15 protein-coding genes are annotated in these 21329 nt (G+C 67.3%); 5 read left to right on the top strand and 10 right to left on the bottom strand.

Features of this window, described 5'->3' with window-relative positions; genetic code table 11:
- The first annotated feature begins 124 nt into the window (after window positions 1-124).
- A complete protein-coding gene (gene parC / locus PDM28_RS06515) occupies window positions 125-2368 on the top strand; it encodes a DNA topoisomerase IV subunit A (RefSeq protein ID WP_311184227.1) in 2244 nt (747 codons plus the stop codon).
- Between the two features lie 442 nt (window positions 2369-2810).
- Here parC and PDM28_RS06510 read toward each other — a convergent pair whose 3' ends face one another.
- Together PDM28_RS06510 and bfr are read right to left on the bottom strand one after the other, a co-directional pair.
- Window positions 2811-3284, bottom strand: a complete 474-nt coding sequence (locus PDM28_RS06510) for a SymE family type I addiction module toxin (protein ID WP_311184226.1) — start codon at window positions 3282-3284, stop codon at window positions 2811-2813.
- Window positions 3285-4127: 843 nt separating this feature from the next.
- Window positions 4128-4616 carry a bacterioferritin gene (bfr, locus tag PDM28_RS06505; protein ID WP_102946668.1) on the bottom strand — a complete coding sequence of 163 codons (489 nt, stop codon included), beginning with the start codon at window positions 4614-4616 and terminating at the stop codon, window positions 4128-4130.
- 124 nt (window positions 4617-4740) lie between these two features.
- On the opposite strand from bfr, the gene PDM28_RS06500 reads away from it, so the two are divergent.
- On the top strand, window positions 4741-7083 hold the full coding sequence (locus tag PDM28_RS06500; protein WP_311184225.1) for a penicillin acylase family protein: 2343 nt from the start codon (window positions 4741-4743) through the stop codon (window positions 7081-7083).
- A 27-nt stretch (window positions 7084-7110) separates the two neighbouring features.
- Here PDM28_RS06500 and PDM28_RS06495 read toward each other — a convergent pair whose 3' ends face one another.
- Window positions 7111-8490: a cation:proton antiporter gene (locus PDM28_RS06495; protein ID WP_311184224.1), complete on the bottom strand. Its 1380-nt coding sequence runs from the start codon at window positions 8488-8490 to the stop codon at window positions 7111-7113.
- Window positions 8491-8550: 60 nt separating this feature from the next.
- Window positions 8551-10242 (bottom strand): asparagine synthase B, encoded by a 1692-nt coding sequence (gene asnB, locus PDM28_RS06490; RefSeq protein WP_311184223.1) that lies wholly within the window; start codon window positions 10240-10242, stop codon window positions 8551-8553.
- A 966-nt stretch (window positions 10243-11208) separates the two neighbouring features.
- On the opposite strand from asnB, the gene PDM28_RS06485 reads away from it, so the two are divergent.
- Window positions 11209-11892, top strand: coding sequence for a pentapeptide repeat-containing protein (locus PDM28_RS06485; protein ID WP_311184222.1), 684 nt, complete (start codon window positions 11209-11211; stop codon window positions 11890-11892).
- 60 nt (window positions 11893-11952) lie between these two features.
- On the opposite strand, the gene dapE is transcribed toward PDM28_RS06485, so the two are convergent.
- The 6 genes from dapE to map form a co-directional block, all read right to left on the bottom strand.
- Complete coding sequence (gene dapE / locus PDM28_RS06480; RefSeq protein WP_311184221.1) at window positions 11953-13083, bottom strand: succinyl-diaminopimelate desuccinylase; 1131 nt, start codon at window positions 13081-13083, stop codon at window positions 11953-11955.
- Window positions 13080-13442, bottom strand: a complete 363-nt coding sequence (locus PDM28_RS06475) for an arsenate reductase (RefSeq protein ID WP_102946673.1) — start codon at window positions 13440-13442, stop codon at window positions 13080-13082. The genes dapE and PDM28_RS06475 overlap by 4 nt, the downstream gene beginning before the upstream one ends.
- A gap of 57 nt (window positions 13443-13499) precedes the next feature.
- Window positions 13500-15146: a hypothetical protein gene (locus PDM28_RS06470; protein ID WP_311184220.1), complete on the bottom strand. Its 1647-nt coding sequence runs from the start codon at window positions 15144-15146 to the stop codon at window positions 13500-13502.
- Between the two features lie 158 nt (window positions 15147-15304).
- Entirely contained in the window at window positions 15305-16375 is a 1071-nt protein-coding gene (dapD, locus tag PDM28_RS06465) for a 2,3,4,5-tetrahydropyridine-2,6-dicarboxylate N-succinyltransferase (RefSeq protein ID WP_311184219.1), read from the bottom strand.
- Window positions 16375-19014, bottom strand: coding sequence for a [protein-PII] uridylyltransferase (locus tag PDM28_RS06460; RefSeq protein WP_311184218.1), 2640 nt, complete (start codon window positions 19012-19014; stop codon window positions 16375-16377). Before PDM28_RS06460 ends, dapD begins: the two co-directional genes overlap by 1 nt.
- Before the next feature lie 2 nt (window positions 19015-19016).
- Window positions 19017-19790 carry a type I methionyl aminopeptidase gene (map, locus tag PDM28_RS06455; protein WP_084738912.1) on the bottom strand — a complete coding sequence of 258 codons (774 nt, stop codon included), beginning with the start codon at window positions 19788-19790 and terminating at the stop codon, window positions 19017-19019.
- Between the two features lie 236 nt (window positions 19791-20026).
- On the opposite strand from map, the gene PDM28_RS06450 reads away from it, so the two are divergent.
- Both PDM28_RS06450 and PDM28_RS06445 read left to right on the top strand, forming a co-directional pair.
- Window positions 20027-20560 (top strand): Csu type fimbrial protein, encoded by a 534-nt coding sequence (locus PDM28_RS06450; protein ID WP_102946678.1) that lies wholly within the window; start codon window positions 20027-20029, stop codon window positions 20558-20560.
- Between the two features lie 8 nt (window positions 20561-20568).
- Window positions 20569-21324 carry a fimbrial biogenesis chaperone gene (locus tag PDM28_RS06445; RefSeq protein WP_311184217.1) on the top strand — a complete coding sequence of 252 codons (756 nt, stop codon included), beginning with the start codon at window positions 20569-20571 and terminating at the stop codon, window positions 21322-21324.
- The last annotated feature ends 5 nt before the right edge of the window (window positions 21325-21329 follow it).

The following is a 21329-nucleotide window of genomic DNA, read 5'->3' as shown; positions in this document are numbered from 1 at the left end:
CAGAACACTGGCCCGGGCCAGCCAATTCCTTCACATGGCTTGGCATCCCCCGCCGCATCCGGATAATCGACCGCCTGCGAGGGCGACAGCCGTCGCCGTCCCTTGCCACAGGTACCAATCCCGCATGACCGATCTAGCCCGCCCCGCTTTCCACGGCTTTGAACAGCTTCCCCTGCGTGAATACGCTGAACGGGCGTACCTGGACTACTCGATGTACGTGGTGCTCGACCGTGCACTGCCGTTCATCGGCGACGGCCTGAAGCCGGTCCAGCGCCGCATCATCTATTCGATGAGCGAGCTGGGGCTGAACGCCGCCTCCAAGCCGAAGAAGTCCGCCCGTACCGTGGGTGACGTGATCGGTAAGTACCACCCGCACGGCGACAGCGCGTGCTACGAGGCGCTGGTGCTGATGGCGCAGCCGTTCTCGTACCGGTATCCGCTGATCGAGGGCCAGGGCAACTTCGGTTCGACCGATGATCCGAAGTCGTTCGCGGCGATGCGTTACACCGAATCCAAGCTGACCCCGATCGCCGAAGTGCTGCTGGGCGAGATCAACCAGGGCACGACCGACTGGACGCCGAACTTCGACGGCACGCTGGAAGAGCCGACCTGGATGCCGGCGCGCCTGCCGCACCTGCTGCTGAACGGCACCACGGGCATCGCGGTGGGCATGGCCACGGACGTGCCGCCGCACAACCTCAATGAGATCGTCAGCGCGCTGCTGCACCTGCTGGACGATCCGGACGCGAGCCTGGACGCGCTGCTGGAGCACGTGAAGGGCCCGGACTACCCGAGCGCGGCGGAGATCATCACGCCGGCGGCGGACCTGCGGACGATGTACGACACGGGCTACGGCAGTGTGCGTGCGCGGTCGACCTTCCTGAAGGAAGGCACCAACATCGTGATCAATGCGCTGCCGTTCCAGGTGTCGCCTTCGAAGGTGATCGAGCAGATCGCGGCGCAGATGCGCGCGAAGAAGCTGCCGTGGCTGGAAGACATCCGCGACGAGTCGGACCATGCGAACCCGGTGCGGGTGGTGCTGGTGCCGCGTTCGAACCGGGTGGACGCGGAACAGCTGATGGGCCATCTGTTCGCGACGACGGACCTGGAGCGCAGCTACCGGGTCAACCTCAACGTGATCGGGATGGACGGGCGTCCGCAGGTGAAGAACCTGAAGATGCTGCTGGGCGAGTGGCTGCAGTTCCGCCAGGCAACGGTGACGCGGCGCCTGAATCATCGCCTGGAGAAGGTGGAGCGTCGCCTGCACCTGTTGGAAGGCCTGCTGGTGGCGTTCCTGAACCTGGATGAGGTGATCCACATCATCCGTACGGAAGACGAGCCGAAGGCGGCGTTGATCGCGCGGTTCGGGCTGAGCGATGACCAGGCCGACTACATCCTGGAAACCAAGCTGAAGCAGCTGGCGCGCCTGGAGGAGATGAAGATCCGGGGCGAGCAGGATGAGCTGGCGAAGGAGCGGGACAAGATCCAGTCGATCCTGGAGAGCAAGGCAAAGCTGAAGAAGCTGATCCGCGATGAGCTGACGGCGGACGCGAAGAAGTTCGGCGATGCACGCCGTTCGCCGCTGGTGCAGCGTGGTGCGGCGCAGGCGATCGATGAGTCGGAGCTGGTGCCGAGCGAGCCGATGACGGTGGTGTTGTCGGAGAAGGGCTGGATCCGTGCGGCGAAGGGCCACGACATGGACCCGTCGACGCTGTCGTACCGTGAGGGCGATGCGTTGTTGGGTTCGGTGCGTTCGCGCAGCACGCAGCAGGTGGCGTTCCTGGACAGCGAGGGCCGCGCGTATTCGACGCTGGTGCACACGCTGCCCTCTGCGCGTGGCAACGGCGAACCGCTGACCGGCCGCTTCTCGCCGGCGGCAGGCAGTGCGTTCATGACCTTGGCCAGCGGAGAGAACGATACGCGCTTCGTGCTGGCGTCGACGCATGGCTACGGGTTCGTGACGCGCTTCGAGAACCTGACGGGCCGCAACAAGGCGGGCAAGGCAATGTTGAACCTGACGTCGGGTTCGAAGGTGCTGACGCCGGCTGTAGTGGCCAATCCGGCGGTCGACCGGATCGTGGCGGTGACCAGTTCGGGCAACCTGCTGGCGATTCCGGCCAGCGAGCTGCCGGAACTGGACAAGGGCAAGGGCAACAAGATCATCGACATCCCGAAGGCGAAGCTGGCCACGGAACGTGTGGTGGCGGTGGTGGCGGTGGGCCCGGGCAACACGCTGCTGGTCCGCAGCGGCCAGCGCACGATGAACCTGTCGTACAAGGATCTGGAAACCTACATCGGCAGCCGCGCCACGCGCGGGCATCTGCTGCCGCGCGGGTGGCAGAAGGTGGATGGGTTGGCGGTGGAGTAAGCGTCAACCTGCTTGCGCTTGAATGCACGAACGGCCGGGATCTTCCCGGCCGTTCTGTTTTTGGGAATTCGCACTGTTGACGGCTGCTTTTCGTTTCTGCGCGAACGGCGGCGCTTCGATTACTACGTGCTGGGGCGGCCGCCGGGCAGCCCCGCTCCGAGACACGCCGTGAACCCGTCCATGGGGGCTGCTAGAAAACGTCCATGTTTTCTAGCGTCTCTCCGGGGGCTACCCGTCGGCCGCCCCCCATGGATGGTCGTGCGCGGTTGGGAAAATCTGACACGCATGGCGTGTCACTACGCGGTGCGTGACCATCCGCAGGACCTGCCTTGGTAGAGTCGGTCCCCAGACGACTGCCGATAACGTTGATCACCGCTGGGACGCATGAACTTCAAACGGGGTAGCTGCTTTCGTACTCGCTCCCTGCAAACCTGAAGGGCGATCACCACCAGCGTGGACCGGAGTTCAATCTTTCATTCGGCGGCACCAGCTCACGGGCCACCATCGTCGCTGCCCTTCGCTCCGGATGTCCCCACAGTGCCAGGCTCAGCGAAAATCGATCTTCGTCGACATCCACATAGCGCTGCATCAACAACCGCAGCAACAACGAAGGAGTCTTCTTTACCCGCCAGGCAGCTGCTCGAAAGCGGCAGCGCAGCTCACTGTCGAGCGATGCCCTGGTGACGTGCGGGTCTTCCAGAAGCGTGTAGTCGGGCTGCGTGTCAAAGTCGTAAGGCGCCACAAAGCGAGGCTTTGACCGGGGGCCGGCTGGCGTCAGCAGGATTGCCCCGTTACGCGCCTGAATCTTGATCAGACACCGTGGCGGGAATCCCAATCGGTGCAGCCACTTGCCGCGCAGCATGATCACCGGGACCGCCCCGGGCCATTCGGCGTCATCCTTCTCGGCCTGCGTCATTACGGGCGTTTCAGGACTGCAACCATCGTCGGACGGATGGGCGTTTGCAGCGGAACAATCAGAGGGCGTGTCGGCCCGATGCGTTTGCATGGTAGACCTCCTGCAGAGAATGACCTCTCGCCAGAATGGCGAGAGGCGTCGGGAGGCTACAACCGCGTACCAACATACGGCGTGGTGTATTTCCCTGTTGGGGGTGTTGTATTGACCACCCTCCCGACACAGGAAGACATCAGTATGTTGGTTGCGGAGGTTGTAGGCTCCGTGGACAACATTGCAGTCGACCGCAAGCAAAGAGAAATCGTTTGTTTCTGCGGTTTTCGCAGCTTTGGTTGACGCAGCCTATCCATGACGCAAACGCCATCGTGCCCGTGCGCATCGCATCACAGAAGCGATCAAGATCAGCAACGTTCGAGTCGATCAGAACATGAGAATCGCGTAGTGACACGCCACGCGTGTCCGCAGTTTCCATCCGAAAGCGACATACCCGCCGGGCAAAACCCGGCACCCGCGGTTCCCATGGCGACCGACAAACTGTCGAAGGGTCGGCGGGGGTGGGTTTGAGGGGGCACGAGCCGCATGGATGCGGCGATGAGCCTACATGGAAGTATTTACGGCGTCCCCCACAAACCCGCACCCGACGGCCCTGACCAGGGAAACCGCGCAGCCCAAGGCTGTTCGCCTGAATCCAACAGCAGCCGGGCAGAGCCCGGCTCTACGGACGTCATGCAACCAGAGCAGCCAGGCAGGGCCTGGCTCTACCGAGCGCCCACAAAAAAACCGGGGAATCCCCGGTTCTTCTGCATTTCGCTGGCTGGCGTTGGCTGGCTGGCGGGTACGCGGTACTCAGTGCGCGACGTTGCCCTTCGATTCCATCTTGCTGGTCTGGTACAGCGCAAGACCAATGCGCTTGATCAGGCTAAGCTGCTGCTCCAGCCACCAGGCGTGGTCTTCTTCGGTGTCCTTCAGCTGCACCAGCAGCATGTCGCGGCTCACGTAGTCCTGGTGCTGCTCGCACAGCTTCATGCCCGCCGCCAGGTTGTTGCGCACGCTGTACTCGGTGTCCAGGTCCTTCTGCAGCATCTCTTCCACCGTCACGCCCGGCTCGAAACCGTGCGGGCGCATGTCCGGCGTGCCGCCCAGGAACAGGATCCGGCGCAGCAGCGCGTCCGCGTGCTGGGTCTCTTCTTCCATCTCGTGGTTCAGTCGCTCGTACAGCGCGAACAGCCCCTGGTCTTCGTATCGGCGCGAATGGATGAAGTACTGGTCGCGAGCCGCAAGCTCGCCGCGCAGCAGTTCCTTCAGGCAGGCAATGACGTCCGGATGGCCTTTCATGGGGGTGTCCTTATGAATCAATGCGGGCATGGTGCCCTATCCGGAAATACAGTGATCTAATCGGAATCAGTTGCAGTTGCACTTGCCCCTACAATCGGGGCATCACGGACGTCGGGGAGACGGCATGCGTCGTTGGCTGAAGCGGTTGCTCTGGGCTTGTGCGGTACTCGGCGCGATAGCGCTTGTCGTCATCGGCGTGGCATGGACCCTGCTCCGCGGCAGCCTCGCCCCCCTGGACGGAGACACCCCCCTCGCCGGCCTCCAGGCCCCCGTGAGCATCCAGCGCGACGCCCTCGGCGTGGTCACCATCGACGCCGCCAGCCAGGCCGATGCCATGCGCGCCCTCGGCATGGTCCACGCCCAGGAACGCTACTTCGAAATGGACCTCATGCGCCGCGCCGCCGCCGGCGAGCTTTCCGAACTGTTCGGGGCCCCCGCCGTCGATGTCGACAAGCGCATGCGCGTACACCGCCTGCGCGCCCGCACCGACGCCCACCTGGCCGACGCCCTCGGCGACCAAGCCGAGGTCCTCCAGGCCTATGTCGACGGCGTCAACCAGGGCGTCGGCGCCCTGCGCGTGCGCCCCTGGCCCTACCTCCTGCTGCGCCAGCAGCCCGCCGCCTGGACCCGCACCGACTCCATCCTCACCGGCCTGGCCATGTATGCCGACCTGCAGGATCCCGCCAACCAGAACGAGCTGGCCATGCGACGCATCCGCGAGGTTGCACCGCCGGCCCTGTACGCCCTGCTCAGCCATGACGGCAGCGAATGGGATGCCCCCCTGTTCGGCGACGCGCGCGGCAACGCCGTCCTGCCCGGCAAGGACGTGCTGGACCTGCGCAGCGACACGGCAGCCCCCGCCCCGGTGCCTGCCGAAGCCGACGTGCACGGCAGCAACAACTTTGCCGTCGCCGGTGCCCTCACCGCCGACGGCCGCGCCATCGTCGCCGACGACATGCACCTCGGCCTGCGCGCCCCCAGCCTCTGGTTCCGCGTGCGCCTGCGCTATCCGGACGCGCTCGCCACCGGGGGCAAGGTGGACGTCAGCGGCTTCTCGCTGCCCGGCCTGCCGGCCGTCGTGGTCGGCAGCAACGCCCACGTGGCCTGGGGCTTCACCAACAGCTACATCGACACCGCCGACTTCCGCCCCGTCGCCGCCAACGAACCCGGCGTGACCGTGCACGAAGAACCCATCCGCGTCGCCAACGCGCCCGAGGTGCGATTCCGCGTGCGCGAAACCGCCTGGGGCCCGATCCTGCACGAACGCCCCGACGGCAGCGGCGAAGCGCTGCGCTGGACCGCGCAGCTGCCAGGCGCCGTTCGCCTGGACTTCGCCGACATGGCCCGCGCTGGCGATCTGGACGACGCATTGAAGATCGCCGACCGTGCCGGCATTCCCACCCAGAACCTGGTGCTCGCCGACAGCCATGGCCGCATCGCCTGGCGCCTGCTCGGCGCGCGCCCCGACCGCGCCGCCGACTGCCCGCCCGACGGCTTCACCACCACCGCCCCGGCCAGTTGCGCGCCGTGGCCGATCCGCAGCGATGCGGCACCGGCGCTGATCGACCCGCCCTCGCACCGGCTCTGGACCGCCAACGGTCGCGTGCTGGACGGAGCCGAGCTGGCCGTCGCCGGTGATGCCGGCTACGACCTCGGCGCACGTGGACGGCAGATCCGCGACGACCTCAATGCGAAACAGCGTTTCTCCGAACGCGACCTGCTGGCGATCCAGCTCGACGACCGCGCCGTGCTGATGGAGCGCTGGTACCGATTGATGCGCGACGTGGTGAGCCACAGCGACGACCCCGCGCTGAAGCGCTTGGAAGCAGCCACCCGCGAGTGGAACGGTCGCGCCACGGCCGATTCGGTGAGCTACCGGGTCGCGCGTGGTTTCCGTGGCAAGTTGTTGGACGCCGTCTCTGCGGGTCTGCTGGCGCCGGCCAAGGCCACGCTGGGCGAGGACTATCTGGAACCGCGCATGCCGCAGCTGGAAGGCGTGCTGTGGCCGCTGGTCACCGAACGGCCGATGCATCTGCTGCCGCCGCGGTATGACAGCTGGGAGGCCCTGCTCGCCGACACCGCGCGTGACCTGGAGAAGGACCTCGCCGAACAGGGCCCGAGCCTGGTCGAACGCACCTGGGGCGAGCGCAATACCGCCGACATCTGCCATCCGATCAGCCGCGCCCTGCCCGGCTTCGCCAGGCCTTGGCTGTGCATGCCTGCCGATCCGTTGCCCGGCGACAGCAACCTGCCGCGCGTGCAGGGGCCGAACTTCGGCGCGTCGCAGCGGATGGTGGTGTCGCCCGGGCATGAAGCCGACGGCATCATCCACATGCCGGGCGGCCAGAGCGGGCACCCGCTGTCGCCGTTCTGGGGCGCGGGGCATCAGGATTGGGTGCAGGGCAAGCCGACCCCGTTCCTGCCGGGGCCGGCGCAGCACACGTTGAGGTTGACGCCAGCCGGTTGATTGCGAACGGTGACGCGGCTCTACCCCTTACCGCCGACGTTCCAGCAGGTTCATCAACGGCCCGGTCATCGCCGTGGTCACCAGCGCCATGAGCACCAGCACCGCGAACAGCCGGTCGCCCAGGAAGCCCAGCTCGTAGCCCAGGTTGAGCACGATCAGCTCCATCAGGCCGCGGGTGTTCATCAGTGCGCCCAGCTTCCAGGCGTCGTGACCGTCCATGCCGGCGCTGCGCGCGGCGCTCCACGTGCCCAGCAGCTTGCCGGCCGTGGCCAGCACGATCACCACCGCGCACAGCAGCAGGTCGCTGGTCTGCAGTGCGTCGGCGCGCATGCGCAGGCCGGTCATGGCGAAGAACAGCGGCAACAGCAGGGTCACCGCGAACGGCTCCACCTTCGCCATCAGCAGGTGGCGCAGCTGCGCGTTGGACGACACCGCCACGCCGGCCGCGAACGCGCCGAACAGGGCATGGATGCCCAGTACTTCGGTCACCAGCGCGCTGGCCAGCGACAACAGCAGCATGCCCAGCAGCCAGCGGCCTTCGGTGCCCTGCTGGATCTGCTGGCGCGCGAACCACGGTTTGACCACGCCGAGCATCAGCGCGATGAACGCCGCCACGCACAGCAGGCTGAGGCTGGCCGGCACCCAGCCGGCCGCCTGCGCGGCCGCCACGATCAGGGCGAGCAGGCACCAGGCGGTGGCGTCGCCAAGCGCGGCGCAGGCAATGGCGGTTTGCCCGAGTGGGGTCCGGCTGATGCCGCGGTCGGACAGGATCCGCAGCAGCACCGGGAACGCGGTAATGCTCAGCGAAATGCCGACAAACAGGGCGAACGCCGTGAAGCCCACGCCCTGCGGGCCATGCTCGGGATACAGCCAGATCGCCAGCAGCACGCCGAGCACGAACGGCACGGCGATGCCGGCATGGCTGACGGTAAAGGCAAAACGGCGACGGCCGCGCAGGCCGCCGAGGTCGAGCTCGGCGCCGGCCACCAGCAGGAACATCAACACGCCGAGCTGGCTGAGCATGCCCAGCGGGCCCAGCGAGGTGGCCGGGAACAGTGCACCGTGCAGGCCCGGCAACAGGCTGCCGAGGACCAGCGGGCCCATCATCAGGCCGGCGGCCATTTCGCCGATCACCGCCGGCTGGCCCAGACGCTTCAGCAGCGCGCCCGCGCCCTTGGCCACGATCAGCAGTACCAGCAACTGCAGCAGGAACAGGCCCAATGGCGAGGCCAGATGGTGGGCCCAGTCGCTACCCACCACCGGTTCGGCTTTAGCCGCCACGGCCGGCAGGTCCGGACCCGCGTAGCGGGCCAGGGCCAGGCCGATCAGCAGCGGGACACCGGCCCAGGCCAGGTACTGCCAGCCCCATTTCATCCGCGGCACGCTGCCTCCGGTCTGTGCATCCATGACCATTCCCCAATGCCTGAGAGGGGAATGGTAACCGGTGGACCCGCCCAGTGGCCGGGGTTACGCCAGGGCCTGCTCATGCACACCGGCAACGGCGCGACCGGAGGGGTCGGCCATGGCGGCGAAGCTGGCGTCCCAGGCGATGGCGGCCGGCGACGAGCAGGCGATCGACTTGCCGCCCGGCACGGTTTCGGCGGCGGCCTGGCTGGGGAAGTACTGCTCGAAAACGTGGCGGTAGTAGTAGGCCTCCTTGGTCTGCGGCGGGTTGTGCACGAAGCGCTTGTCGGCTGCGGCCATGACACGGTCGCTGATCTGGGCTTCGGCATGGGCCTTGAGTCCGTCGATCCAGCCGTAGCCGACGCCGTCGCTGAACTGTTCCTTCTGCCGCCACAGGATGGAGTCCGGCAGGTAGCCTTCGAACGCTTCGCGCAGCACGGCCTTCTCGATCCGGCGCGCGCCGTCGCCGCCCTGCCCGACCATTTTGTGGCGGGCGTCGATGCGCATGGCGACGTCAAGGAATTCGCGGTCGAGGAACGGCACGCGCGGTTCGACGCCCCAGGCCATCATCGACTTGTTGGCACGCAGGCAGTCGTAGTTGTTGAGCGCGTCGAGCTTGCGCACGAGTTCTTCATGGAATTCGCGGGCGTTGGGGGCTTTGTGGAAGTACAGGTAGCCACCGAATATCTCGTCGCTGCCTTCGCCGGAGAGCACCATCTTGACGCCCATGGCCTTGATGCGGCGGGCAAGCAGGAACATGGGGGTGGAGGCGCGGATGGTGGTGACGTCGTAGGTTTCGACGTGGCGGATGACGTCGGGCAGTGCGTCGAGGCCTTCTTCGAAGGTGTATTCGAAGCCGTGGTGGACGGTGCCGAGCGCTTCGGCGGCGATGGCGGCGGCGGCGAGGTCGGGGGAGCCTTTGAGGCCGATGGCGAAGGAGTGCAGGCGCGGCCACCAGGCTTCGCTCTGGTCGCCGTCCTCGATCCGGTGACGGGCGTAGCGTGCGGCGACGGCGGCAACGAGCGAGGAATCCAGGCCGCCGGACAGGAGCACGCCATAAGGGACGTCGGTCATCAGCTGGCGGTGGACGGCGCGTTCGAAGGCTTCGCGCAGGGCGGCGCGGTCGGCGTCGACGCCTTCGACGGCGGCGTAGTCGCGCCAGGGGCGTTCGTAGTACCGGGTGAGGGTGTCGGTGGCGCTGTCGTACCAGTGGCCGGGCGGGAACTGGGCGGCGTCGGCGCAGGTGTCGACGAGGGATTTCAGTTCGGAGGCGACCAGCAGGCGACCGTCCTTGTCATGGCCCCAGTAGAGGGGCACGACGCCGATGGGGTCGCGTGCGATCAGGACGCGCTGCTTGGCGCGGTCCCACAGAGCGAAGGCGAAAATGCCGTTGAGGCGGTTGAGGAAGGACGACGGCGTGTCCTGCTGGTAGAGGGCGTTGATGACTTCGCAGTCGGAGCCGGTCTGGAAGGCGTAGGGCTGTTCCAGTTCGGCCTTGAGTTCGCGGTGGTTGTAGATTTCGCCGTTGACGGCGAGGGCAAGGCTGCCGTCTTCGGAGAGCAGCGGCTGGGAGCCGCCGGCGGGGTCGACGATGGCGAGGCGTTCGTGGACGAGGATGGCGCCCTCGTCGACGTAGACGCCGCTCCAGTCGGGACCGCGGTGGCGCTGGCGCTGGGAGAGGTCGAGCGCATGGCGGCGCAGGACGGTGAGGTCATCGCCGGCCTGCAGGCCGAACATTCCGAAGATCGAACACATGGGAACAGCTCCTTGAGGTTGGGGGAATACACGTAACGGCTGCATTCGACCGGCCACCGATCCCGGGCCTGACCTGCACCCGGAAAACAAAAAACCCGCATCGGCCGATGCGGGTTTTCTGGGGTCCGGGCGTGTGTTGCTTGTTCTAGCCCTGGTCGCAGTCCCGCATCGGCCGCGCACGATTATTCGCGCGCAGATTATTGCGGTTGTTGTTGACGGCGGTGGCCAGGAGCGAGGACATGGGTCGACCGTAGCGCTGTTTTGGGGGGAGTGCAACAGTTGCTGTCGCAACCTACGCGGGCGGGGCTGTGCCGGAACGTCCGGATGCCATTTCCCGGTAGAGCCGGGCCCTGCCCGGCTGCGGTTGGATTCAGGCGAACAGCCCGCAGGTGCGAGGGTTCCCTGGCTTGGGCCGCCCGGTGCCGGTTTGCGGGGTCGCCGCAAGTACGTCCATGTAAGCTGCGTCGCCGCATCCATGCGGCTCAGCCCCCCTCAAACCGACACCGGGCGACCCTTTGACAGTTGGCCGGTGGCCAAGGGAAACGCGGTTGCCCGCCGGTGGCCGGCGTGGCGATGCCGATCATTTCCATGCGTCACCGAGCGCAGATGATTTCACGGCGGTCGTTTGGGAACCGACCCTACCAAACGGCGCAGGCGCACCGCGTAGTGACACGCCATGCGGCGGGTGGGGGGTACGGGACCGTGAAGGCACATGGATGTGCCGCCCGAGCTTAACGGGAGATTTGATGCGTGTCCCGTACCCCCCACCCGCCGGCCCAACACCAGGGAATCTCTCCGCCGAGGGCTGTTCGCCCAGATGTATGAAGCCGGGCAGAGCCCGGCGCCCCGGATGCCATGCAATCAAGGGCAGCCGGGCAGCCCCCGGCACTACACGCCGCGTTGTACACAGATTCCAGCGCCCAGCAAGACTGCATTGAGGTTCGGCGATGGTCGACAATGCGCGGCATGGACATCATCACTTTCCGCGACGAAACGATCGGTCGTGCGCGCATGCAGGCGATCGTTGCGGCACATCCGCGCAACGCTGTTTTTGAGGATTGCACGTTCGACGAGGGCGATTTTTCGCGACTGGACATGGACGGATTCCAGTTTGTGCGCTGCTCGGTCGCCGGGGCGTCCTGGTTGGCCGCATCGCTGGAAGAGACCCAGTGGACCAAGTGCCGTGGCGGGCAGTGCGATTTCAGTTCGGCCCTGCTGAGCGATGCGCGCTTTTCGCACTGCGATCTCAACAACAGTCATTGGCGCCGCGCGACGCTGTCGTCGGTGCGCTTCGAGGACTGCAAGCTGACCGGCGCGCACCTGCAGGAAGTGACCGGCTGGGCGCTGGAGTTCCGCGACTGCCTGCTGGTCAGCGCCGACCTGCGCGGGCTGTCGTTTCGCAAGGCGGAACTGGTGGGCATGGATTTTTCCGATGCCGAACTGTCTGGCTGCGACTTCCGCGATGCCGTGTTTGAAGGGGGCAGCCTGCGCAATGCGCAGACCCGGTTGACCCGGTTCGAGGGCGCTGACCTGCGGGGCGCCGACATCACCGGGCTCCATGTGATGGACGCCAAGCACTTCAAGAAAGCGGTGATCTCGCAGCGGCAGGCGGCCGCTGCGTTGGCGGCGTTCGGGTTGATCGTGGCGTGATGGATTGCGTGCAGCCGGGCACAGCCCGGCTCTACGGCGCGTAGTGACACGCCATGCGTGTCAGCGCGCGAGCAGGCGCTCTATCAGGCGCTGGTAAAGCGCGGGGAGCGCTTCGAGGTCGGCCACCGAGACGTTCTCGTCCACCTGGTGGATGCTGGCGTTGACCGGCCCTACTTCGATGCACTGCGCGCCCAGCGGCGCGATGAAGCGGGCGTCGGAGGTGCCGCCGCCGGTGCTTTCTTCCGGCGGCGCGCCTGCGAACTCGCCCAGTACTTCGCGCGCTACCTGGCGCAGCGTGCCTTCCGGCGTGTAGAACGGCTCTCCGCTGCGGTGCCACTTCAGCCGGTACTCCAGACCGTGGCGGTCCAGCAGCGCGGTGATCTCCTGTTCCAGTGCATCGGCATTCCAGTGCGGGTTGTAGCGCAGGTTGAACAGCACCTGCAGCTCGCCCGGGATCACGTTGTTGGCGCCGGTGCCTGCGTGGATGTTGGAGACCTGCAGGCTGGTCGGCGGGAAGCTCTCGTAGCCGTCGTCCCACTCCCGCGCGGTCAGCTCGGCCAGCGCCGCAGCGGCCAGATGGATCGGATTGCGCGCCTTGTGCGGGTACGCCACATGGCCCTGCACCCCCTGCACCGTCAGCGTCGCCGAGAGGCTGCCGCGCCGGCCTACCCGCAGCAGATCGCCCAGCACCGCCGTCGACGACGGTTCGCCGGTAATGCACCAGTCGATCGCCTGGCCGCGCTCGCGGAACAGGGTTGCCACCCGGCGCACGCCGTCGATGGCGTCGCCTTCCTCGTCGCTGGTCAGCAGCACCGCCAGCGTGCCGGGGTGCTGCGGGTGCGCGGCCACGAACTGCTCGGCCGCCACCACGAATGCCGCCACGCTGCCCTTCATGTCCGCTGCGCCGCGCCCGTAAAGCACGCCGTCACGGATCTGTGGATCGAACGGATCGCTGCGCCAGGCCTCTACCGGGCCGCTGGGCACCACGTCGGTGTGGCCCAGCAGCACCAGCACCGGCGCGCCCTGCCCGTGCGTGGCCCACAGGTTGTCGACCTCGCCCAGCCGCAGGTGCTCGCACTCGAAACCGGCACGCGAAAGCCGCCCGGCCAGCAGCGCCTGGCAGCCCGCGTCTTCCGGCGTGACCGACGGGCGCGCGATCAGGTCGCAGGTCAGTGCGACGACGTCGTTCATGCCCCCACTCCGAAACGCTGCTTGAAACCGTTGTCGGAGAAACCCTGGCTCATCACCCCATCGTCGGTGACCACCACCGGCCGCTTGATCAGCTGCGGATGCTCGCGCAGCAGCAGCTTCCATTCCGCGTCCGACGCGGCCGCCTTGCGGTTCTCCGGCAGCTGCCGCCACGTGGTCGAGGAACGGTTCACCAGCGCTGGGAAGCCACCCGCCTGCGCCGCCCAGTCGACCAGCGTTTCCGGGCTGGGCTTCTGCTCGCGGTAATCGACGAAGGCGTACGCCACCTGGAAGCGGTCCAGCCACTTGGTGGCCTTCTTGCAGGTGTCGCAGTTCTTGAGGCCGTAAAGGGTGGTGGTCATTGCAGGAAGATACTCATACTGGGCTACAGGGTGTGCGACGCCGAGTATAGCCGCCTGTCACTCCCCAACCGGCGTGTTGAGCGCGTTCAGCAGGGTACGCTGCCAGCTCGACAGCCCAGTCCTGAACGCCACCGCATCGCCAATGAGGGGGCGTCCCATGCGGTCCACCAGCAGGCACAGCTCCGAGGACATGAAGGCGCACATGCCCTCCAGCTGATGCTCATACTGCGGCGCATCGAAGGGATCGGCCAAGTGCAGCCGCATGCATACCCCATCCATGTCCAGCAGCATCTGCACGCGCGAGGCGGTATCGAGCGCGATCCTGCCCGATACGACTGCCACGACCAGGGCGTTGGTGGCGGAGATGGCGTCTTCGCGGTCATGCCGATCCGCCGCCTCGTGCAGGCGCATGAGCCTTCCAGCCGCCTGGCTGAACTCGCTCAACTCAGAAGGCGCCTGCCAGACATCGGTCTCGTCCGAAGACGACCGCTGTACTGACACTGGAGCGACAGGCGCAGCGTCTGCGTGACTCCACGTCGTGGTCGCGACGGGTGCCACGATCACCCCGTTGCGCGCGACCTCGGCGAAGTTGCGCCCGTCGTGCGGATTGTCGGGGAGCGGCCCGCGTGCAGCTTCCCGCAGGACCACCAGGTCCTGTACCCATGCCTGTTGCCTGCCCAGCCACTCGCAGTAGTAGTGCGTGCTGTAGGCCAGGTAGTCCTTGAGCTGCTTCTCGGGGCCAAACCCATGGAACTCGCCATCGCGCTGGTCCCACACGCCTCGCGAGGGCAACCGTGCCTCGTCGATGATCGGCTTGAGCGCCTTCGCCGCATTGAGCTGCAACGTATCCACCGCTACTTTCTGGCACTGGCCGCGCCCAAGCTGCCCAAGCCGGCGCAGGTACTGCACCCCGTACTTGGCAACCAGCGCCAGCGTGCGGTTTTCCCAGTGGACCAGCAGGTCGGGTTGCGCCTGCAGCAGGGCGGGAAGCCGCAGCAGCAGTGCGTCGGCCGCTGGCCGCGGCAGCACCCCGTCCAACGGGCGGACCATCTGGTGTTCGGATGCCCGCAGCGCACTGACCAACCCGAATGCCAGGCAGGTGCCGGTCACCGCATGCTCCGGCAGCTCGTGCAGCTTGGACTCGAAAATCGGCAGCAGGTGTCGGGTGATGGCCCGCCCGCACACGGTCTGCAGCTTCGGGTGATTGATCAGCTCGCCCAGGTGGAACATGATCACGCTGAGGTTTTCCAGGGTGAAATCGTGCCGTGCGCGGATGGCCAGGATGGCGTGGCGCGCCGCGGCCAGCAGGCGGGTGCTGTCGTAGTCGAACTCACCGCGTCGGCGCAGCAGCTGGCACAGGATGTTCAGCGCCTTGCCCACGTAGATGTTGGACACGCGCTGCTGCGGGTCGCCGTCTTCGGCGCCGATGCTGCGGGTCAGGACGCGACTGAGCGTATCGAGGTCCGCGTTGAGGGTGGACAGCTCGCCGCTTTTGACGATTTTCTGGTACAGCGCGGAAACCAGGTAGTCCGCCTCGGTCAGCCGCACACAGTGCTCGCCCGCCGGGACGAAAGGCATGCCCTGGAAGCCGGATGCGTTGAACACCTCGTGTGGCACCACCCTGCCCGCGTCGGTCGCCTGCACCGCGAACGGCGGGGAGTACGCATGCTGGATTACCGATACGGTATTGCCGAGCCGTTCCATACAGGCCTCTTCTGCCGGGAAAACGGCAGCATAGCCACGCCCCGGCGGTGCCGGGACGATGGACGGTTCAAGCTGTGACGCGGTTTGCGAAGCCAACGCGTTGCGCGTGGCAGAAGCGTCACGGGGCATCGAAACGATGCCCCGATTACGTCACTTGCTCAGTCGGCCAGGCCGCGCAGCAGCTCGTTGACGCTGGTCTTGCTGCGGGTCTTGGCATCCACCTGCTTGACGATCACCGCGCAGTACAGCGAGTGCGAACCGTCCTTGGAGGGCAGCTGGCCGGACACCACCACGCTGTACGGCGGCACCGAGCCATAGCTGATCTCGCCGGTGGCACGGTTGTACACGCGGGTGCTCTGGCCGAGGAACACGCCCATGCCGATCACGCTGTGGTGGCCGACCACGAAGCCTTCCACCACTTCCGAACGCGCGCCGATGAAGCAATGGTCTTCGATGATGGTCGGGCTGGCCTGCAGCGGCTCGAGCACGCCGCCGATGCCGGCGCCGCCGGACAGGTGGCAGTGCTTGCCGATCTGCGCGCACGAACCCACCGTGGCCCAGGTGTCGACCATGGTGCCTTCGCCCACGTAGGCGCCGATGTTGGTGAAGCTCGGCATCAGCACCACGTCCTTGCCGAAGTAGCTGCCACGGCGCGCGATCGCACCGGGCACCACGCGCACGCCGGCGCGGCGGAACTTCGCCTCGTCGAAGCCGGCGAAGCGCGATTCGACCTTGTCCCAGAACGGCGCCGGACGCGCATCCACCACGGCCATGTCGTTGACGCGGAAGTACAGCAGCACCGCCTTCTTCAGCCACTCGTTGACCTTCCAGCCGCCATGGCCGTCGGGTTCGGCCACGCGGAATTCGCCGGTTTCCAGGCCGTCGATGACGCGCCCGACCAGCGGCTTGGTCGAGCCTTCGATCTCATGCAGGGTCAGCGTGGCACGGCGCTCGAACGCGCTTTCGATGCCGAACTTGAGCTCTTCCACGCCCGGCGTGGCCGGCTTGCGCAGCGACTTGCGGGCGATGGTTTCGGCGCGCTTGGCGGCGGTTTCAGCGGCGCTGCTGGCGGCCGTCTTCTTGGCCGGTGCCTTCTTTGCCACGGCGGCCTTCGTCGCGACCGGCGCGGTCTTCTTCGCAGCGTTCTTCTTCGCGGGCGAAGGTGCGGCAGCAGTCTTCTGGGCCGCCGCAGTCTTCGCGGCAGTCTTCTTGGCAGGCTTGGTGGCCATCAGTGGGGGTCTCCGGCTTTTCGATCAGGGTCCAGGCAGGCCAGCATCGCGTCGCGCAGCTGCTGCCTGGCGGTTTCGGTAAGGGGGCGGTCGTGTTCATCGCTGATCACGAACATGTCTTCGGCGCGCTCGCCGAACGTGGCGATGCGCGCGTCGTGCACGCGCAGGCCCTGGTTGCGCAGCACGAAGGCGACATCGGCCAGCAGCCCGGGGCGGTCGGGCGCGACCAGGCTGAAGCGGGTGCCGCCGGTGTCGTTGTCGTTGGCGTCGCGGAACTCGATGCGCGGGGCGAAGCGGAAGTGGCGCAGCTGGCGCGGCACCACCCGGCGCGAGGGCCGCAGCTGGGCGAGGTCGCCGGCCAGCGCGTCGCGCAGCGCCGCTTCCAGGCGCGGCGCGTCGCCGTCGGCGAAGCTGTCGGCCGGGGTCACTTCGAAGGTATCGAAAATGGTTTCGACCGGGCCATCCAGCACGCGCGCGCGGTGGATGCCGTAGCCCTTGCGGTCCAGGGTCATCACGATCGCGGCGAACAGGCCGTCGCGGTCCGGCGAATGCACGAACACTTCCAGCGCATCGTCGTCGGCGTTGATCCGGCGCACCTTGACCAGGGTCTGGCCCTGCTTGACCGGTACCAGCGCCGCCGCCTGCCAGGCCAGCTGCTCCGGGCGCAGGCGGATGAAGCTCTCGTCCGGCATCACGGTGAACTGGCGTTCGATGGTGGCGTCGTCATAGCCGCGCTCGCGCACGAGCGCGCGTACCGTCTCGCGCGCCTCGAGCACGCGTTCGGCGGCCGGCATCTGGTTTTCCAGTCCGTCGCGCAGCGCGCGGCGCGCGGCGAAGTACAGGTCGGCCAGCAGCCGGTCCTTCCAGGTATTCCACAATTTGGGGCTGGTGCCGGCGATGTCGGCACAGGTGAGCAGATAGAGATAATCGAGGCGGTCGCGGCTGCCGACCAGGGTGGCGAAGCGGTGGATCACGTCCGGGTCGGAGATGTCCTGCTTCTGCGCGGTGACCGACATGCGCAGGTGTTGTTCGACCAGCCAGGCCACCAGTTCGGTGTCCGAGCTGCCCAGCCCATGCGCCTCGCAGAACGCGCGCGCGTCGACCGCGCCCAGTTCGGAATGGTCGCCGCCCCGGCCCTTGGCGATGTCATGGAACAGCCCGGCCAGCAGCAGCAGTTCCGGCTTGCGCAGGCGCGGCCAGACTTCATGCGCGATGGAGAAACGTTCGTCGGCGCGGCTGGTCGCGAACAGGCCCATGTTGCGCAGGACCATCAGCGTGTGCTGGTCCACGGTGTACACATGGAACAGGTCGAACTGCATGCGCCCGGACACCTGCGCGAACGCGGGAATCCACTGCCCCAACACGCCCAGCCGCGCCATGCGCGCCAGCGTGTCGACCGCGCGCGGGCTGCGCAGCAGGGCCATGAACTGCTCGCGCGCGGCGGGGCTGGCGTCGGTGTACGCCGGCAGCTCACCCAGCGATTCGGCCAGCGCGCGCGCGGTCAGCGAATGCAGGCCACGCACGTCGGGGTTGTACGCCCAGCTGGAAAACAGCGCAAACACCTGTTCGATGTCGCCCTGCGGCCACTGCGGATCGTTCGCGGCGAGGTAGCCACGGCGCAGCGAGAAGCCCACGCTGACCGGCTCGGGCACGGCTTCGCCGTCGAACTGTTCCTCGAAGCGCTGCAGAAGACGGTCGCTGATCCGCCGCACCACGGTGGCGCTGCGGTAGAAGCCCTGCATCATCTTTTCGACCGCCAGGCTTTCCACGTCGTCGACGAAGCCGAGCCGCGCGGCCAGGGTCTTCTGGTAGTCGAAGCGCAGGCGCTCTTCCGGGCGGTTGGCCACCAGGTGCAGGCCGAAGCGCAGCCGGGCCAGCGCGCAGCGCTCACGCCGCAGCGCCACCGCTTCGTCGGCGCCCAGGTGGCCCAGGCCGACCAGTGCTTCCAGTTCGCGCACGCCGAACGCGCGCAGCGCCATCCAGCCCAGGGTGTTGAGATCGCGCAGGCCGCCGGGGCCGTCCTTGATGTCCGGCTCCAGGTTGTCGGCGGTGTCGCCGAAGCGCTGGTGGCGCGCCAGCAGCTCGTCGCGCTTGGCCAGGAAGAACTCGCGCGGCGGCCACAGGCCGTCGCTGTTGACCGCCTGCTTCAGTGCCTGGCGTGCCGCGTCGTCGGCCACCAGCGGGCGCGATTCGATCAGCGCGGTGAGCACGGTCTGGTCGGCGCTGGCCTGCACGCATTCCTGCGCCGAACGCACCGCGTGGCTGACCGGCAGGCCGCAATCCCAGAGCAGCGCGAACAGGCGCGCCAGTGCCGTTTCATGGGTGCGCTGCGCCTGCGTCGGGCCAAAGACCAGCAGGTCGATGTCCGAGCGCGGGAACAATTCGCCGCGGCCGTAGCCGCCCACCGCGAACAGCGCCAACCCGGCGTTGGCCGGAATGCAGCGCTGCCACGCCAGGCGGATCAGGTGGTCGGCCGCGCGCGCGCGCAGCGCCAGCAGGCGCTCGATGTTGTCGCCCTGGTCGTAGCGGCGGTACAGGCGCGCGTCGGCCTGCTGCAGGGTCTGGCGGGCCTCCGCCGCCCACTCGGGGTCGGCGACGGCGTCGGCCGGCGCGTCCAGGGTCGGGCTCGCCGGCAGCATGCTCAGACCTGCGATTCGCCAGGCGAGAGGGTCAGCACGTCCACGCCGGTCTCGGTGACCGCGATCATGTGCTCCCACTGCGCCGACAGCTTCCGGTCCTTGGTGACCACGGTCCAGCCATCCGGCAGCACCTTGTTGTAACGGGTGCCCTCGTTGATCATCGGTTCGATCGTGAAGGTCATGCCCGGTTGCAGTACCAGGCCCTGGCCCGGACGCCCGTAATGCACCACCTGCGGCTCGTCGTGATAGACCTTGCCGATGCCGTGGCCGCAGTACTCACGCACCACGCTGAAGCGTTCGCCTTCGGCCAGCGACTGGATCGCATGGCCGATGTCGCCCAGGGTCGCGCCCGGCTTGACCGCGCGGATGCCGGCCCACATCGCCTGGTAGGTGGTGTCGACCAGGCGCTTGGCCATCGTCGACGGGGTGCCGACGAAGTACATGCGGCTGGTGTCGCCGTGCCAGCCGTCCTTGATCACGGTGACGTCGATGTTGACGATGTCGCCGTCCTTCAGGACTTTCCCTTCGCTCGGGATGCCGTGGCAGATGACGTTGTTGACCGACGTGCACACCGTCTTCGGGAAGCCCCGGTAGCCGACATTGGCCGGCGTGGCCTTCTGCACGTTGATGATGTGGTCGTGGCAGATGCGGTCGAGCTCTTCGGTCGTCACGCCCGGCTTGACGTACGGGGTGACGATGTCGAGCACCTCGCTGGCCAGGCGGCCGGCGACGCGCATCAGTTCGATTTCCTCGGGGGTTTTCAGATTCACGCTCATGGCGGCCATTATCGCCGATCCGGGGCCATTCTGAACGGAAGCCGCTGGAACGCTGACAGCGCAGGTTCGGGTCGACCGGGACCGGAACGTAAAAAGTGTGAAAACTGGCCAATTTCCGTCACATATCGCCTACACCCCTGCTCCTATAACGAACCCAGCGCCGCCCCTGGCGCCCTCCCCCTGCAGTACGCCGGCATCGAACCGTTCATCCAGGACCCCCGTCCAAGGAGAAGACCATGCGATTCCTTCGCGCCCCGCGTCCCCTGCTGTTCGGCCTTGGCCTGGTGGCCCTGGCCTCCCCGGCCCTCGCCGCCGACACCACCACCTTCAACGTGCGCCTGATCATCACCAAGGCCTGCACGATCACGGCGGCGGCGGCCACCGATGTCGATTTCGGCTCGGCGCTATCCACCGCGACCACGCCAATCAATGCACAGGGCTCGGTCACGGCGCAGTGCTCGGCGCTGACCCCGTACACCATCGCGCTCAACGCCGGCTCCAATGCCGGCACGGCCAATGACGTCACCACCCGGCGCATGCGCAATACCGACACCACGGTGACGACCAACAACTTCGTGGGCTACCAGCTGTATTCCAACGCCACCCGGACCACGGTCTGGGGCGCCACGGCGGGCACCAATACCGTGGCCGGTGTCGGCAACGGCCTGGCCCAGGCCTATCCGGTCTACGGCCAGGTCGCCAATCCGAGCGTGAACAACGCGGCGACGGGTAACTACCAGGACACGGTCACCGCCACCATCACCTACTGAGGGTCGCCATGTACCAGCTCATACGGGGGGGTGCGAAGCGCTCCACGGCGAAGCTGTGCGCCGGCGTCCTGGCGGTGGCGCTTGCGCTGCCGCACGCGCACGCGGCCAGCCTGCAGGTCGCGCCGACCTCGCTGCAGCTCGGTCCCCGGCAGAATGCCGAGGCGCTGTGGATCAGCAACAGCGGCACCGCGCCGGTGGACGTGCAGGCCCGGGTGTTCCGCTGGACCCAGCGCAACGGGCGCGACGAACTGGAGCCGACCACCGACCTGGTGGTGAGCCCGCCGATGCAGGCATTGGCGGCCGGCCAACAGCAGCTGATCCGGGTGGTGCGCGCGGTGCCGCAGGCGCCGGCCGCGCAGCTCTCCTATCGGGTGATCGTGGATGAAGTGCCCAAGCTCGACCCCACCCGCCAAGGCATGCAGTTCGTGCTGCGCTACTCATTGCCGGTGTTCGTGCAGCCGGAGGGCGGCACGGCCACCACGCCGGACCTGCAGGCCACGGTGGTGACCCCGCCCGACGGCAAGCCGGTGCTGGAAGTGCACAACCGTGGTACCGGCTATGCCCAGCTGGCCGACCTGGCGGTCGGCACGCCGGAGCGGCCGCAGATCTTCCAGCCCGGCCTGGTCGGCTACGTCCTCGGCGGGCAGACCATGCGCTGGCCGCTGGACATCGCCGCCGGCCGCCTGTCCGGCGCGACCCTTTCGGCAAAGATCAATGGCGCTTCGCAAGCCACGCCACTGTCTCCGACGCCACCGGCTCGCTGAGGCCT

Source organism: Stenotrophomonas aracearum (genome assembly GCF_031834615.1).
Lineage (GTDB): Bacteria > Pseudomonadota > Gammaproteobacteria > Xanthomonadales > Xanthomonadaceae > Stenotrophomonas > Stenotrophomonas aracearum.
This window is presented reverse-complemented; position numbering and strand designations above follow the sequence as displayed.

Bases quoted from the DNA above. Each gene is read 5' to 3' on its own strand.
- bfr (WP_102946668.1), bottom strand. From the start codon at position 4,616: ATGAAAGGCCATCCGGACGTCATTGCCTGCCTGAAGGAACTGCTGCGC.
- PDM28_RS06485 (WP_311184222.1), top strand. From the start codon at position 11,209: ATGGACATCATCACTTTCCGCGACGAAACGATCGGTCGTGCGCGCATG.
- PDM28_RS06460 (WP_311184218.1), bottom strand. From the start codon at position 19,014: ATGCTGCCGGCGAGCCCGACCCTGGACGCGCCGGCCGACGCCGTCGCC.
- parC (WP_311184227.1), top strand. From the start codon at position 125: ATGACCGATCTAGCCCGCCCCGCTTTCCACGGCTTTGAACAGCTTCCC.
- asnB (WP_311184223.1), bottom strand. From the start codon at position 10,242: ATGTGTTCGATCTTCGGAATGTTCGGCCTGCAGGCCGGCGATGACCTC.
- PDM28_RS06495 (WP_311184224.1), bottom strand. From the start codon at position 8,490: ATGGATGCACAGACCGGAGGCAGCGTGCCGCGGATGAAATGGGGCTGG.
- PDM28_RS06450 (WP_102946678.1), top strand. From the start codon at position 20,027: ATGCGATTCCTTCGCGCCCCGCGTCCCCTGCTGTTCGGCCTTGGCCTG.
- dapD (WP_311184219.1), bottom strand. From the start codon at position 16,375: ATGGCCACCAAGCCTGCCAAGAAGACTGCCGCGAAGACTGCGGCGGCC.
- PDM28_RS06470 (WP_311184220.1), bottom strand. From the start codon at position 15,146: ATGGAACGGCTCGGCAATACCGTATCGGTAATCCAGCATGCGTACTCC.
- PDM28_RS06510 (WP_311184226.1), bottom strand. From the start codon at position 3,284: ATGACGCAGGCCGAGAAGGATGACGCCGAATGGCCCGGGGCGGTCCCG.
- map (WP_084738912.1), bottom strand. From the start codon at position 19,790: ATGAGCGTGAATCTGAAAACCCCCGAGGAAATCGAACTGATGCGCGTC.
- PDM28_RS06445 (WP_311184217.1), top strand. From the start codon at position 20,569: ATGTACCAGCTCATACGGGGGGGTGCGAAGCGCTCCACGGCGAAGCTG.
- dapE (WP_311184221.1), bottom strand. From the start codon at position 13,083: ATGAACGACGTCGTCGCACTGACCTGCGACCTGATCGCGCGCCCGTCG.
- PDM28_RS06500 (WP_311184225.1), top strand. From the start codon at position 4,741: ATGCGTCGTTGGCTGAAGCGGTTGCTCTGGGCTTGTGCGGTACTCGGC.
- PDM28_RS06475 (WP_102946673.1), bottom strand. From the start codon at position 13,442: ATGACCACCACCCTTTACGGCCTCAAGAACTGCGACACCTGCAAGAAG.